The 12,484-nt window shown below is 70.8% G+C and carries 15 protein-coding genes; 7 read left to right on the forward strand and 8 right to left on the reverse strand.

Features of this window, described 5'->3' with window-relative positions; translation table 11 throughout:
- Positions 1–47: 47 nt before the first annotated feature.
- The gene (locus ACWDRW_RS02425; RefSeq protein ID WP_451718911.1) at positions 48–1,121 is read right to left on the reverse strand and encodes a C40 family peptidase; all 1,074 of its coding nucleotides are present in this window, start codon (positions 1,119–1,121) and stop codon (positions 48–50) included.
- 195 nt (positions 1,122–1,316) lie between these two features.
- On the reverse strand, positions 1,317–2,147 hold the full coding sequence (locus ACWDRW_RS02430; protein WP_451718914.1) for a class I SAM-dependent methyltransferase: 831 nt from the start codon (positions 2,145–2,147) through the stop codon (positions 1,317–1,319).
- A 172-nt stretch (positions 2,148–2,319) separates the two neighbouring features.
- Between ACWDRW_RS02430 and mshA the strand changes: the two genes are divergently transcribed.
- From mshA to ACWDRW_RS02445, 3 genes are all read left to right on the forward strand, one after another.
- On the forward strand, positions 2,320–3,657 hold the full coding sequence (mshA, locus tag ACWDRW_RS02435) for a D-inositol-3-phosphate glycosyltransferase (RefSeq protein WP_451718917.1): 1,338 nt from the start codon (positions 2,320–2,322) through the stop codon (positions 3,655–3,657).
- Complete coding sequence (locus ACWDRW_RS02440) at positions 3,650–4,141, forward strand: YbjN domain-containing protein (RefSeq protein WP_451718920.1); 492 nt, start codon at positions 3,650–3,652, stop codon at positions 4,139–4,141. Before mshA ends, ACWDRW_RS02440 begins: the two co-directional genes overlap by 8 nt.
- 73 nt (positions 4,142–4,214) lie before the next feature.
- Positions 4,215–5,006, forward strand: coding sequence for a hypothetical protein (locus tag ACWDRW_RS02445; protein ID WP_451718922.1), 792 nt, complete (start codon positions 4,215–4,217; stop codon positions 5,004–5,006).
- Between the two features lie 28 nt (positions 5,007–5,034).
- Here the strand turns inward: ACWDRW_RS02445 and ACWDRW_RS02450 are convergent, their stop codons facing one another.
- Complete coding sequence (locus ACWDRW_RS02450; protein ID WP_451718925.1) at positions 5,035–5,829, reverse strand: helix-turn-helix domain-containing protein; 795 nt, start codon at positions 5,827–5,829, stop codon at positions 5,035–5,037.
- Positions 5,830–5,878: 49 nt separating this feature from the next.
- Here ACWDRW_RS02450 and ACWDRW_RS02455 point away from each other — a divergent pair, with 49 nt between their 5' ends.
- Positions 5,879–6,304, forward strand: coding sequence for a DUF2000 family protein (locus ACWDRW_RS02455; protein WP_451718927.1), 426 nt, complete (start codon positions 5,879–5,881; stop codon positions 6,302–6,304).
- Positions 6,305–6,309: 5 nt separating this feature from the next.
- Here the strand turns inward: ACWDRW_RS02455 and ACWDRW_RS02460 are convergent, their stop codons facing one another.
- Positions 6,310–7,569, reverse strand: a complete 1,260-nt coding sequence (locus tag ACWDRW_RS02460; protein WP_451718929.1) for an MDR family MFS transporter — start codon at positions 7,567–7,569, stop codon at positions 6,310–6,312.
- 161 nt (positions 7,570–7,730) lie between these two features.
- Here ACWDRW_RS02460 and ACWDRW_RS02465 point away from each other — a divergent pair, with 161 nt between their 5' ends.
- Positions 7,731–8,492 carry a phosphoglyceromutase gene (locus tag ACWDRW_RS02465; protein ID WP_451718931.1) on the forward strand — a complete coding sequence of 254 codons (762 nt, stop codon included), beginning with the start codon at positions 7,731–7,733 and terminating at the stop codon, positions 8,490–8,492.
- Positions 8,493–8,669: 177 nt separating this feature from the next.
- Here the strand turns inward: ACWDRW_RS02465 and ACWDRW_RS02470 are convergent, their stop codons facing one another.
- The 4 genes from ACWDRW_RS02470 to phoU all read right to left on the reverse strand — a co-directional run bounded on the left by ACWDRW_RS02470 (position 8,670) and on the right by phoU (position 10,288).
- Positions 8,670–8,921: an SCO4226 family nickel-binding protein gene (locus tag ACWDRW_RS02470; protein ID WP_451718933.1), complete on the reverse strand. Its 252-nt coding sequence runs from the start codon at positions 8,919–8,921 to the stop codon at positions 8,670–8,672.
- Between the two features lie 30 nt (positions 8,922–8,951).
- Positions 8,952–9,200, reverse strand: a complete 249-nt coding sequence (locus ACWDRW_RS02475) for an SCO4226 family nickel-binding protein (RefSeq protein ID WP_451718935.1) — start codon at positions 9,198–9,200, stop codon at positions 8,952–8,954.
- Between the two features lie 123 nt (positions 9,201–9,323).
- On the reverse strand, positions 9,324–9,488 hold the full coding sequence (locus ACWDRW_RS02480; protein ID WP_451718937.1) for a hypothetical protein: 165 nt from the start codon (positions 9,486–9,488) through the stop codon (positions 9,324–9,326).
- A 110-nt stretch (positions 9,489–9,598) separates the two neighbouring features.
- Complete coding sequence (phoU, locus tag ACWDRW_RS02485) at positions 9,599–10,288, reverse strand: phosphate signaling complex protein PhoU (RefSeq protein WP_451718939.1); 690 nt, start codon at positions 10,286–10,288, stop codon at positions 9,599–9,601.
- Between the two features lie 233 nt (positions 10,289–10,521).
- Here phoU and ACWDRW_RS02490 point away from each other — a divergent pair, with 233 nt between their 5' ends.
- Positions 10,522–11,799 (forward strand): sensor histidine kinase, encoded by a 1,278-nt coding sequence (locus ACWDRW_RS02490; protein WP_451718941.1) that lies wholly within the window; start codon positions 10,522–10,524, stop codon positions 11,797–11,799.
- Positions 11,796–12,476: a response regulator transcription factor gene (locus tag ACWDRW_RS02495; protein ID WP_015659563.1), complete on the forward strand. Its 681-nt coding sequence runs from the start codon at positions 11,796–11,798 to the stop codon at positions 12,474–12,476. The genes ACWDRW_RS02490 and ACWDRW_RS02495 overlap by 4 nt, the downstream gene beginning before the upstream one ends.
- The last annotated feature ends 8 nt before the right edge of the window (positions 12,477–12,484 follow it).

The raw sequence follows: 12,484 nt of genomic DNA on the forward strand, positions 1-12,484 counted from the left end.
GTCACGTGGCCCCGGTCACCCGGGGGCTGTTGGCCGTGACGCCGGTCTCAGGCGTCCGGCCGTACGACCGCCAGGATCGGCATGGAACCGGCCCCCGCGACGGTCACCGTCCGCCCGGGGCGCGGGGCGTGGACGATCGCGCCGTCGCCGACGTACATGGCGACATGACTGGCGTCGTCGTTGTAGATGATGAGGTCGCCGGGACGCATGTCCTCGATGGCCACGCTCTTCAGCCGCTTCCACTGCTCCTGGGAAGTGCGCGGGATCGGCCGCCCGGCCGCCGCCCAGGCCTGTGAGGTGAGTCCGGAGCAGTCGAAGGTGTCCGGTCCCTCCGCGCCCCATTCGTACGGCTTGCCCAACTGGGCGGTGACATAGGCCACGGCCTTCTTGCCCTGCGCGGTCGCCTTGCCGTCGATCTCGTCGAGTATCCCGGAGTCGAGCCAGGCCGTCTGCGCCTGCTGCGCGGCCCGGCGCTCCAGTTCGGCGAGGCGCTCCTTCTCCTCCGCCTCCAGCTCCGACTCCAGCTTCTCGGCGGCCGCGATCTGCTTCTTGATCTTCGCCTTGGCCTTCGCCTTCGCCTTGCGGCCCGCCTCCAGCTTCTTCCAGTGGGCGGAGGCGTCCTTGGCGTACTGCTCCAAGTCCTCCTGGGTGCGGGTCAGTTCGGCGAGCAGTCCCTTGGTGGCACGCTCGCCCTGGATGACCCGGCCCGCGCCGTCGAGGAACTCCTGCGGGTCGTCGCTGAGTACCAGATGGGCCTCGTCGGGCAGTCCGCCGCTGCGGTACTGGGCGGCGGCCGCGGCGCCGGCCCGCTCCTTGAGGTCGTCCAGCTTCTTCTTGCCCTTGACGATCTTCTTGGCCAGCGCCACGATCTCGGCGGACTGCTTGTCGGCCTTCTCCTCGGCGGAGTTGTAGGCGTCGGTGGCGACGGCCGCGTCGTGATAGAGCCGGTCCAGCTTCTTGCGTACGGCCTCAAGGTCCTTGTTGGTCACGGGAGTCGAGGTCGCGCTCGGGTTGGGTGTGGGCGTCGGACTCGCGAACGCGGTGCCCGGTGCCGCCAGCACGGTCACCGCGCAGACCACGGTGACGGCAGCGGTGATCAGGCCGCTCCTGGCCGTACCCATACCTCTTCCCCCAAACTGATTTACCGTCAGTAACTTACGGGCGTCCGGGGGATCGTGCCATGTTCGGCCGTAAAACGACAGAGGTCGCGCATCCTGCTGCTTTCCCCCCTTCCCGCCCCCGCATGACGATCACCCCGCCTATGTGACGAACGACTCACGGAGATCGTTCCCCGCAGGTCAGGGTGACGGCCGGGCTCAGCGGACCGGGGCCAACGCGCCCCACGCCACCGTCACTTCGCCCTGCCGCCAGCGCACCGGAGCGTCCGTCACGGGCCAGTCGGCCGTGAGGTCGCGCACCGCGCGGATCCAGCGCTGGCGGGCGCCGTAGGAGGCGTAGGGCGCGGCGGCGGCCCAGGCGCGGTCGAAGTCCCGCAGGAAGGCGTGCACGGGTTCGCCGGGGACATTGCGGTGGATGAGCGCCTTGGGCAGCCGCTCGGCGAGGTCCGAGGGGCGCTCCAGGGAGCCGAGCCGCGTCGCGAAGGTCACCGTGCGCGGACCCTCGGGTCCGAGCGCGACCCACACGTGCCGCCGCCCGATCTCGTCGCAGGTCCCTTCCACGAGCAGTCCGCGGGGCGCGAGCCGGGCGCACAGCCGCTCCCACACCGCGGCCACCTCGGCCTCGTCGTACTGCCGCAGCACGTTGGCGGCCCGGATCAGCGTCGGCCGTTGGGGGACCGGGACCTCGAACCCGCCGTGCCGGAAGACGAGCCCGTCGCGCTCGTACGGCCGTGCCGCCTCGACCCGGGCCGGTTCGATCTCCACGCCGACGACACGCGTGCGTGGCGCGACGGTACGCAGCCGCCCGAGCAGCTCGACGGCCGTCCAGGGGGCGGCCCCGTAACCGAGATCGACGGCCACGGCCTCTCCGGCGCGGCGCAGCTCACCCCCGTGCGTGGCGGCGATCCAGCGGTCCATGCGGCGCAGACGGTTGGGGTTGGTCGTCCCGCGCGTCACCGTCCCCACGATGGGGGTCCCCCCGCTCGAGCGCGGCCGGGAGTGGGGGAGGGAGGCGGCGCGGGCTGTCATGCCTGTGAGGATATCCGCACGCATCCAGCCCTCGAACGGTTGAGCGAGTAGCGGTAATGATTCGGCAAAGAAGCGGTCGGTGGAAATGGAGTCGAGGGCTCCGGCGTTGCACCTGTCTGGAGGGCCCCGCACGTCCTCCCCCAGGCATGCCCGCAGCTAGGAGGAACGCCACGTGAGCCATTACGTCAGCAGGCTCGGGCGGCGGTCTTCGGCGGCCGCGCCGCGACTGCGGCTGCACCGGCGTCCCCGCCGGGTCGCGATGCTCTCCGTGCACACCTCACCGCTCCACCAGCCAGGCACCGGCGACGCCGGCGGCATGAACGTCTACATCGTGGAACTCGCGCAGCGCCTCGCGGCGATCAACATCGAGGTCGAGATCTTCACGCGGGCCACCACCGCCGCCGTCCCGCCCACCGTCGAGATGGCCCCGGGCGTCACCGTCCGCCACGTCGACGCCGGCCCCTACGAGGGCCTCGCCAAGGAGGAACTCCCCGCCCAGCTCTGCGCCTTCACCCACGGCGTGATGCAGGCCTGGGCCGGCCACCGCCCCGGCTACTACGACCTCGTGCACTCGCACTACTGGCTCTCCGGCCACGTCGGCTGGCTCGCCGCCCAGCGCTGGGGCACGCCCCTGGTGCACGCCATGCACACCATGGCCAAGGTGAAGAACGCCAACCTCGCCGCGGGCGACACCCCCGAGCCCGTCGCCCGCGTCATCGGCGAGACCCAGATCGTCTCCGCCGCCGACCGCCTCATCGCCAACACGGCGGAGGAGTCCGACGAGCTCGTACGCCACTACAGCGCCGACCCCGCCAAGGTCGCCGTGGTCCACCCCGGCGTCAACCTCGAGCGCTTCTCGCCCGCCGACGGCCGCGCCGCCGCCCGCGCCCGACTCGGCCTGCCCCAGGACGCCCTGATCCCGCTCTTCGCGGGCCGTATCCAGCCCCTGAAGGCGCCGGACGTCCTGCTGCGCGCGGTCGCCGTCCTCCTGGAGGAGCGCCCCGAGCTGCGCTCGCGCATCCTCGTCCCCGTGGTCGGCGGCCCCAGCGGCAGCGGCCTCGCCAAGCCCGAGGGGCTGCAGAAGCTGGCGGCCCGGCTGGGTATCGCCGATGTCGTACGGTTCCGCCCGCCCGTCGGCCAGGAGCAGCTCGCGGACTGGTTCCGGGCCGCCTCGGTCCTCGTCATGCCGTCCTACAGCGAGTCCTTCGGCCTGGTCGCCATAGAGGCGCAGGCGGCCGGTACGCCGGTGCTGGCGGCGGCGGTCGGCGGGCTTCCGGTGGCCGTACGCGACGGGCAGACCGGTTTCCTCGTCCGAGGGCATCAACCGGCCGCCTACGCGCGCGTGCTGCGCGATTTCGCCGACAACCCGGAGCTGTCCCCGAGGATGGGCGCCGCCGCGGCCCGGCACGCCCTGTCCTTCGGCTGGGACACGGCGGCCGCCGCCACGGCGGACGTCTACCTGGCGGCCGCCCAGGCCCATCGCCGTCACGTACGCTCCCACCATGGGTGACGCGCAGCAGGCCGTAGAGGACTTCCTCCGGGACGCCGAACTGGAGTGGGAGAGCCCCGAAGCCGGGACCTACGTCGTGAAGCTCCCCGGCACCCGGAAGCTGTCGACGACGGTCTCCCTCCGGCTCGGCCGCCACTCCCTCTCGCTCAACGCCTTCGTCATCCGCCACCCCGACGAGAACGAGTCCGGCGTCCACCGCTGGCTCCTGGAGCGCAATCTCAAGCTGTACGGCGTCAGTTACGCCGTCGACCAGCTCGGCGACGTCTACGTCACCGCCAAGCTCCCTCACTCCGCCGTCACCGCGGAGGAACTGGACCGCCTGCTCGGCCAGACCCTGGAGGCCGCCGACGGCGCCTTCAACACCCTGCTGGAGCTGGGCTTCGCGAGCGCCATCCGCAAGGAGTACGAGTGGCGCGTGGCCCGGGGCGAGTCGACCCGGAACCTGGACGCGTTCAAGCATCTGACGCGGCCTTCCACGGACTGAGCCCTCGAACGGCCGTGCGGTACCGGTTGTTAGCCTGCTGCAGGAAAACCCCTACGTTCCAATGAGGTTGTGCATGCGCGCAGGCAGATCCGGCTCCGCGGTCGCGTTCGCGGGAGCGCTCGCCCTTGTGGCGTTCTCCGCACCGGCCGCGGAGGCGGCGGACACCGGCATCACGGTGACGAACCTGGTGATCAACAACGGCAGGCCCGTCATCGTGGGCACCACCGCGGAAGTGACCCCCGACTTCACGTTCGACGTCAAGACGCCCTCGGGCTACGCGTACAACGAGGTCCAGACATCCCCCTTCCTGTACCACGACGTCACGGTGGCGCAGGGAGCGCAGAGCGGTGGCATCTACTCGGGCAGCGAGACCTACTACGAGGACGGGTTCGTCGAGGGTGAGCTCTTCATCGCCCCGCGCTACCGGCTGGACTCCAACAACGATGCCACCACCTGGAAGATCGCCGTCTCCGCCAGCACCTGGGGCTCCGACGGCCGTCCTGACGCCCAGGAGTACCTGACCGGCTTCGGCAGCGTCCAGGTCAAGCGCATGGCGAAGGCCACCGTCAACGCCTCTCCCGAGCCGGTCGCCAAGGGCAGGACCATCACGGTGACGGGCAGTGCCCAGCGTGCCGACTGGGTCAAGCACACCTACGTGGGCTTCCCCGACAAGCTGGCCAGGCTCGAGTTCCGCACGGCGGGCACCAGCACCTACAAGACGGTCAAGTACGTACGGGCGACCTCCACCGGCTACCTGAAAACGACGGTCACCGCCACCACCGACGGCTACTGGCGCTGGACGTTCGGCGCGACGTCGACGACGGGAGCGGCCGCGGCGAAGGGCGACTACGTCGACGTGCACTGAGCCCCGGTGCGCGTGACCACGGCGGCGCTCATCGCGCACTGCGCCGGTAGCGCCCCGGGGTCACCCCGACCATCCGCTTGAAGTGCCGGGTGAGGTGGGCCTGGTCGTAGAAGCCGGTGTCGAGGGCCGCCTCGGCGGGGCGGGCGCCCGTGAGCAGGAGACGGCGTGCGCGCTCGACACGGCGCGAGGTGAGGTACTGGTGCGGGGCGATGCCGTACGCGCCGCTGAAGGCCCGTACGAGATGGGCGGGATGGGCGTCGAGGAGCCGCGCCGCCTCCTCCAGGGGGACGCCCTCCACCACCCGCGCGTCGAGCAGTTCGCGCAGTCGGCGGGCGAGGGCGGGGCCGGAGCGCGCGCCGCTCTCCGGGCGCGCCCGCAGATGTTCCCGCAGCCGTTCCTGCAGGAGAGCGAGGCGGCTGGCGGCCTCCAGCTCCTCGCCGGGGCGGCCGAGGGCGGTGTGCAGCTGTCCGACGCGGCGCCGGAGCAGGAGGTCGCGCAGGTCGGGAGTGTCGACCGCGGCTCCGATGAGTTCGTCGGGAAGCCGGGTGGAGTCCAGGTAGAGGACGCGCTTGCGGAAGCCGTGCGGGGTGGCGGGGGCGCCGTTGTGCGGGATGTGCGGCGGCAGCAGGGTCACCGTGTCGAGCGGGGTGCCGTGCTCGTGCCGGTCGAGGTCGTAGCGGACGGCGCCGTCGTCGACGATGAGCAGGGTCCAGGCCTCGTGGACGTGCATCGGGTAGGCGTACTCGGTGAAGTGCGCGTGGAAGACCTCGACCACCCCCGGGACCCGGGGGCGCCAAGCGGTCACCTCACGCCGAGCGGCCATGCAAAGAACGTACAAGACCAGGTGGTACGGCGGTCGGCAGTCTCGGTCCATGAGCGAGCAGCCTTTCCGATTCGACACGAAGATCGCCGTTCTGCTGCGGGAGGACCTGGAGACCTGGCAGCGGCTGAACGTGACCGCGTTCCTGGTCAGCGGCCTCGGCACCCAGGTTCCCGAAGTGATCGGGGAGCCCTACGAGGACGCCGACGGGGTGGCGTATCTGCCGATGTTCCGTCAGCCGGTGCTGGTCTTCGAGGGCGCCAAGGAGACGCTGAAGGCGGCGCACGCGCGCGTGCTGTCCCGCGCGCTGCCCCGCGCCCTCTTCACCGGTGACCTGTTCACCACCGGCAACGACCGGGACAACCGGGCCGCCGTACGGGCCGTGTCCACGGGGGACCTGGACCTGGTGGGGCTCGCGGTGTACGGGCCGCGGAACGCGGTGGACAAAGTGGTGAAGGGGGCGCGGATGCATCCCTGAGACGGTCAGGGGGTGGCGGCGGTCTCGGGGCGGACCGGAGCCGGGACCTCCGCGACGGGCTGGTCGTCGGTCGGCAGGCCCCGCATGAGCACCGCGTAGCCCGCCCCCGCCACCGTCCCGATCACCGCGCACAGCGCCCACAGCCACGCCGCGCCCCACCGGTCGATGACGAAGCCGGACAGCAGCGGCGCGACGAGGGAGGCGACGGCCCAGGACATCGTGTACATGCCCTGGTAGCGGCCGCGGCCGTGGGTGGGCGAGAGGCGGACGACCAGGCTGGTCTGGGTCGGGGCGTTGACGATCTCCGCGAGGGTCCAGACGCAGACGGTGAGGGCGAACACGCCGACCGATCCCGCGAAGGCGGTGAGGGCGAAGCCGTAGCCCGCGAGGACGGACGAGATCACCAGCAGCCGCCCGGGGTCCCGGTGCTCGATGAACCGTGTGACCGGGATCTGCAGGACGACGATGAGGACGCCGTTGACGGCGATCGCCAGGCCGTAGTCGGCCGGGGTGAAGCCCGCCTCGCCCATGGCCACGGGGAGTCCCACCATGCCCTGCTGGAAGATCAGCGCGACCAGGAAGGACAGGCCGACGACGCCCATGAAGCGACCGTCGCGCAGGACGGCCCCCAGGCCGACGTCCTCGGCCTCCTTGACCGTGGCGTCGCGTTCGGGCCGGGACTCGGGGAGCTTCAGGAAGATGACGATCGCGCAGGCCAGCGTCATCGCGGCCTCGATCAGGAAGCCGGCGAGGTAGCTGTACTCGGCGATGAAACCGGCGGCCATGGAGGAGATGGCGAAGCCGAGGTTGATGGCCCAGTAGTTGAGCGAGAAGGCGCGGACGCGGTCCTCGGGCCGGACGATGTCGGCCATCATCGCCTGGACCGCCGGGCGGGAGGCGTTGGAGGCCATGCCGACGAGGAAGGCGACGCCCGCGATGGCCACCGGGTGGTGCACGAACCCGAGGGCGGCGACGGACAGGGCCGTGCCGACCTGCGAGATCAGCAGCGTGGGCCGCCGTCCGAGCCGGTCGGTCATGACGCCGGAGCCGAGGGCGGACAGAACGCCGCCGAGCCCGTGCAACGCGGCGACGAGACCGGCGTAGGAGGCGGAGTACCCGCGGTCCAGGGTCAGGTACAGGGCCATGAAGGTGGCGACGAAGCCGCCGAGCCGGTTGACGAGGGTGCTCGTCCACAGCCACCAGAACTCTCGGGGGAGCCCGGAGACGGACTCGCGGGCGGCACGTCTCAGGGTGGCGACGGACATCAGGATCCCCCCGGTGCGAGCGGCGATGTAAGTGGCGAAGAAGGCACGCACAACTTACAAACCCGCCCCGCTCGGGGGCCACTCGATTAACAGATCCCGTCAACCGTCCGCCTGTCGGGCGGGGGCGCAAGCGATCAGATGGTTCGATTACGCTCCTTCTCATGGCCGACGCACCGTACAAGCTGATCCTCCTCCGCCACGGCGAGAGCGAATGGAACGCGAAGAACCTGTTCACCGGCTGGGTGGACGTCAATCTCAACGAGAAGGGCGAGAAGGAGGCGGTCCGCGGTGGCGAGCTCCTGAAGGACGCCGATCTCCTGCCCGACGTGGTCCACACGTCGCTCCAGAAGCGCGCGATCCGCACGGCCCAGCTGGCGCTGGAGTCGGCCGACCGCCACTGGATCCCGGTCCACCGCTCCTGGCGTCTGAACGAGCGCCACTACGGCGCCCTCCAGGGCAAGGACAAGGCCCAGACCCTGGCCGAGTTCGGCGAGGAGCAGTTCATGCTCTGGCGCCGCTCCTACGACACCCCGCCGCCGCCGCTCGAGGACGGCACGGAGTTCTCCCAGTCGGACGACCCGCGCTACGCCACGATCCCCCCGGAGCTCCGCCCCAGGACGGAGTGCCTGAAGGACGTCGTCGTCCGGATGCTCCCCTACTGGTACGACGGCATCGTCCCCGACCTCCTGGCCGGCCGCACGGTCCTGGTCGCGGCCCACGGCAACAGCCTGCGCGCCCTGGTCAAGCACCTCGACGGCATCTCCGACGCCGACATCGCGGGCCTGAACATCCCGACGGGCATCCCCCTGTTCTACGAACTCGACGCCGACTTCAACCCGGTCACCCCCGGCGGCAAGTACCTCGACCCCGAGGCGGCAGCGGCGGCCATCGAGGCGGTCAAGAACCAGGGCAAGAAGAAGTAGCCTTCGCGATCATGCCCCCGGCCTGCGCTCATGGCGCGGATCGGGGGCATTTTCACGGCCCCGGGGCCCCTGGCGGCCGGACCGCCCGAAGCGAGGACGGCGCGCCGGAGCCGGGCCGTGCAGAGGATGCGCAGCTCAGCGGGCTGTTTCGGCGAGGTCAGCGGGGCGTACCCGTGCTCAGACGGCCAGGGGCACCGGGTGGATCTCGTCCGGTGCCGTGGCGCCCGACTGCTCGTGGGCGCGGTGCACCGCCTCCGCCGAGGGGCCTTCCGAAAGGCAGTACACCGTGCCGGTCTCCGGGTCCGCCCACGCGTGCTCGAAGTGCACTCCTTCCTTCCTCTCGACCGCGATGGCCGCCTCGTGGCCCGCGCGCAGCTGCTCCTCCGTGATGCCCTGCATTCCGTGGTGGACGTCCATGAACCGGGTCATGGTCCCTATCCGTTCCTCATGCGCGCCGCGTCAGACCGACAGCGGCACCGCGTGGATTTCGTCGGCCTTGTGGCCGGCGCGCTCGTGGATGCGCTGGACCGCCTCGGCCGAGGGTGCCTCGGAGAGGCAGTAGACGAGGCCGGACTCCGGGTCCGCCCAGGCCCGCTCGAAGTGGACCCCCTCGTCCTTCTCTATCGCGAGGTCGGCCTGGTGCGCCTCGTGCAGCTGCTCCGCCGTGATGCCCTGCATCCCGGTGTGTACGTCCATGAACCGAGCCATCGCACACCTCCTGACGTTTCGATGGGCTTGCCCCTTCCATGCTGCGCCTCGGCGCGCCCCACAGCACGACGAAGGGCCCCGGCAGCCGCGCCGGGGCCCTTCACCGTCGTAAGGGAAAACCGATCAACCGCACTGGCACGGGTTGCCGGACTGGCAACCGCAGCCGCACCCCGAACCGCAGCCGCACGCGCCGATCAGGGTCAGGTTCCTGATCTCGGCGGGCTGCTCGGTCTGGCGTTCCTGCGTGGGGTCGGGGGTGGTGCCGGGCGTGCCGGGGGAGTCCGCCATGGGTCCCTCCTCGTAGAGGCTGGAGGCTGCTGCCTGTTCCCCATTGCATGCCCGCTCCACCGGGCGCATCAACGGCGCACGGAGGCTCTCACGCACGCCCCAGCGTGTTGTCAGGCGCCCTCGACGCCCGTCACCGGCTGGATGTCCTGCTGGAGCTCGTCCGCGTGCTCACCCGTCACCAGGAACACCACGCGCTTGGCGACCGCCACGGCGTGGTCGGCGAACCGCTCGTAGTAGCGGCCCAGCAGGGTGACGTCGACAGCGGTCTCGATGCCGTGCTTCCAGCGCTCGTCCATCAGGTGCTGGAAGAGCGTGCGGTGCAGCAGGTCCATAGCGTCGTCGTCGGTCTCCATCTGGAGCGCCAGGTCGACATCCTTGGTCACGATCACCTCGGCGGCCTTCGCCATCAGGCGCTGCGCGAGCTGGCCCATCTCGAGGATCGTGGCGTGCAGGTCGTGCGGGATGGCCCGCTCCGGGTAGCGCAGCCGGGTCAGCTTGGCCACGTGCTGGGCCAGGTCGCCGGAGCGCTCCAGGTCCGCGGACATCCGCAGGGAGGTGACGACGATCCGCAGGTCGGTCGCCACCGGCTGCTGCCGGGCGAGCAGGGCTATCGCGCGCGCCTCCAGGTCGTGCTGGAGATCGTCGACCTTCTGGTCGGCCTCGATCACGCTCTCGGCCAGCTTCAGGTCGCAGTCGAGTATGGCGGTCGTGGCGCGCCCGATCGCCGACCCGACCAGGCGGGCCATCTCCACCAGGCTGTCGCTGATCGAGTCAAGTTCCTCGTGGTACGCGTCCCGCATGAGGGTTCCCTCTCGTACGTGTTTCTCGGGGTTCCAGGGGCCGGGGCCAGTGTGCACGTCCTGCTGAACCGGCGCTATCGCACCCCACGCCCCTACCCTCCGACCTGCACGCGTCCGTTTCCGCCACCCCAAATGAACCATTGCTAGCTCCAAGGTGAACTCTGAGCGACGAGTGTTCGAGCTCGCACTCCGATGGCTGTGGCCATGACCAGGGCCGTGCCTAACCTGGATGCATGGACGTGAACGCGGCGGTCGCCGCAGCGGCAGCGATTGCCGGGGTACTCACCGGCGTCATCGCCATGCTGGCGTTCCGCTGGAGCGAACGCGACCAGGCGCGACCCACCAGAACCTCCCTGCACACCGATCCGGTCCTGCCACCGGGCGTCGACACGGTGCTGTCCGTGCTGCGCTCCTCCGCGGTCGTACTGGACGAGGCCGACGCGGTCGTCAAGGCCAGTTCCGCCGCGTACGCCCTCGGGCTCGTACGCGGCGGGAAGCTGTCCGTCGAGCCGATGCTCCAGATGGCCCGGGACACCCGGCGCGACGGCGAGATACGCCAGGTCGAGCTGGACCTGCCCCGGCGCGGCACCGGACGCGGCGAGGCCCTCGCGGTCTCCGCCCGGGTGGCGCCGCTCGGCTCCCGCCTGGTGCTCCTGCTCGTCGAGGACCTCACCGAGGCCCGGCGGATAGAGGCGGTGCGGCGCGACTTCGTCGCCAATGTCAGCCACGAGCTCAAGACCCCGGTCGGCGCGCTCTCCCTGCTGTCCGAGGCCGTGATGGACGCCTCGGACGACCCGGAGGCCGTGGAGCGCTTCGCGGGGCGCATGCAGATCGAGGCGACCCGGCTCACCAACCTCGTCCAGGAACTGATCGACCTCTCCCGGGTCCAGAACGACGACCCGCTGGAGGACGCCGAGCCGGTTCGCGTGGACGAACTGGTGGCCGAGGCCATCGACCGGTGCCGGCACGCCGCCGGCACCAAGCAGATCACGATGGCCGCGGGCGGCACCGCGGACCTGAGCATCTTCGGCAACCGCGGCCAGCTCGCCGCGGCCCTCGGCAACCTCGTCGAGAACGCCGTCAACTACTCGCCCGCCCGCACCCGCGTCGGTATCGCCGCCCGACGCGTGACCGCACCGGGTGGCGACCACATCGAGATCGCCGTGACCGACCAGGGCATCGGCATCTCCGACAAGGACAAGGAGCGCATCTTCGAGCGCTTCTACCGCGTCGACCCGGCCCGCTCCCGTGCCACCGGCGGTACGGGCCTCGGGCTGGCGATCGTCAAGCACGTGGCCGCCTCGCACGGCGGGGAGGTCACGGTGTGGAGTTCCGAGGGACAGGGCTCCACGTTCACCCTGAGGCTGCCGGAGGCGGGCGCGGCCCGCGACCGAGCTCAGCAGCATCCCGTCCTCGACGACGAGGCCGGGCGCCCCGCCGATCCGTCCCACGACACACCCCCCGAGTCAGCCGCGTATCAGACGCTTTCCGCCCCGGAGGTCCATCCGTGACCCGAGTGCTCGTCGTCGAGGACGAGGAATCCTTCTCAGACGCACTGTCGTACATGCTCCGCAAGGAGGGTTTCGAGGTCGCCGTGGCGACCACCGGGCCCGACGGCCTCGACGAGTTCGAGCGCAACGGCGCCGACCTCGTCCTCCTCGACCTGATGCTGCCCGGCCTGCCGGGCACGGAGGTCTGCCGCCAGCTGCGCGGCCGCTCCAACGTCCCCGTCATCATGGTGACCGCCAAGGACAGCGAGATCGACAAGGTCGTCGGCCTGGAAATAGGAGCCGATGACTATGTCACCAAGCCGTTCTCCTCGCGTGAGCTCGTCGCCCGTATCCGGGCCGTCCTGCGCCGCCGCGGCGAGCCCGAGGAGGTCACCCCGGCCGCGCTGGAGGCGGGTCCGGTCCGCATGGACGTCGACCGCCACGTGGTCACGGTCTCCGGCTCGAAGGTCGACCTCCCGCTCAAGGAGTTCGACCTCCTGGAGATGCTCCTGCGCAACGCGGGCCGCGTCCTGACCCGTATGCAGCTCATCGACCGGGTCTGGGGCGCCGACTACGTGGGCGACACCAAGACCCTCGACGTCCACGTCAAGCGCCTGCGCGCCAAGATCGAACCGGACCCGGGCGCTCCCAGGTATCTGGTGACGGTTCGTGGTCTGGGCTACAAGTTCGAGCCGTAGACGACGCC

The organism is Streptomyces sp. NPDC003635 (assembly GCF_053587635.1).

What these genes read in the sequence shown, in the direction of transcription:
- ACWDRW_RS02470 (WP_451718933.1), bottom strand. Translation starts at nt 8,921, where the DNA reads ATGACCCGGTTCATGGACGTCCACCACGGAATGCAGGGCATCACGGAG.
- ACWDRW_RS02480 (WP_451718937.1), bottom strand. Translation starts at nt 9,488, where the DNA reads ATGGCGGACTCCCCCGGCACGCCCGGCACCACCCCCGACCCCACGCAG.
- ACWDRW_RS02450 (WP_451718925.1), bottom strand. Translation starts at nt 5,829, where the DNA reads ATGGCCGCTCGGCGTGAGGTGACCGCTTGGCGCCCCCGGGTCCCGGGG.
- ACWDRW_RS02475 (WP_451718935.1), bottom strand. Translation starts at nt 9,200, where the DNA reads ATGGCTCGGTTCATGGACGTACACACCGGGATGCAGGGCATCACGGCG.
- ACWDRW_RS02425 (WP_451718911.1), bottom strand. Translation starts at nt 1,121, where the DNA reads ATGGGTACGGCCAGGAGCGGCCTGATCACCGCTGCCGTCACCGTGGTC.
- ACWDRW_RS02490 (WP_451718941.1), top strand. Translation starts at nt 10,522, where the DNA reads ATGGACGTGAACGCGGCGGTCGCCGCAGCGGCAGCGATTGCCGGGGTA.
- ACWDRW_RS02455 (WP_451718927.1), top strand. Translation starts at nt 5,879, where the DNA reads ATGAGCGAGCAGCCTTTCCGATTCGACACGAAGATCGCCGTTCTGCTG.
- ACWDRW_RS02445 (WP_451718922.1), top strand. Translation starts at nt 4,215, where the DNA reads ATGCGCGCAGGCAGATCCGGCTCCGCGGTCGCGTTCGCGGGAGCGCTC.
- ACWDRW_RS02465 (WP_451718931.1), top strand. Translation starts at nt 7,731, where the DNA reads ATGGCCGACGCACCGTACAAGCTGATCCTCCTCCGCCACGGCGAGAGC.
- ACWDRW_RS02460 (WP_451718929.1), bottom strand. Translation starts at nt 7,569, where the DNA reads ATGTCCGTCGCCACCCTGAGACGTGCCGCCCGCGAGTCCGTCTCCGGG.
- ACWDRW_RS02440 (WP_451718920.1), top strand. Translation starts at nt 3,650, where the DNA reads ATGGGTGACGCGCAGCAGGCCGTAGAGGACTTCCTCCGGGACGCCGAA.
- phoU (WP_451718939.1), bottom strand. Translation starts at nt 10,288, where the DNA reads ATGCGGGACGCGTACCACGAGGAACTTGACTCGATCAGCGACAGCCTG.
- ACWDRW_RS02430 (WP_451718914.1), bottom strand. Translation starts at nt 2,147, where the DNA reads ATGACAGCCCGCGCCGCCTCCCTCCCCCACTCCCGGCCGCGCTCGAGC.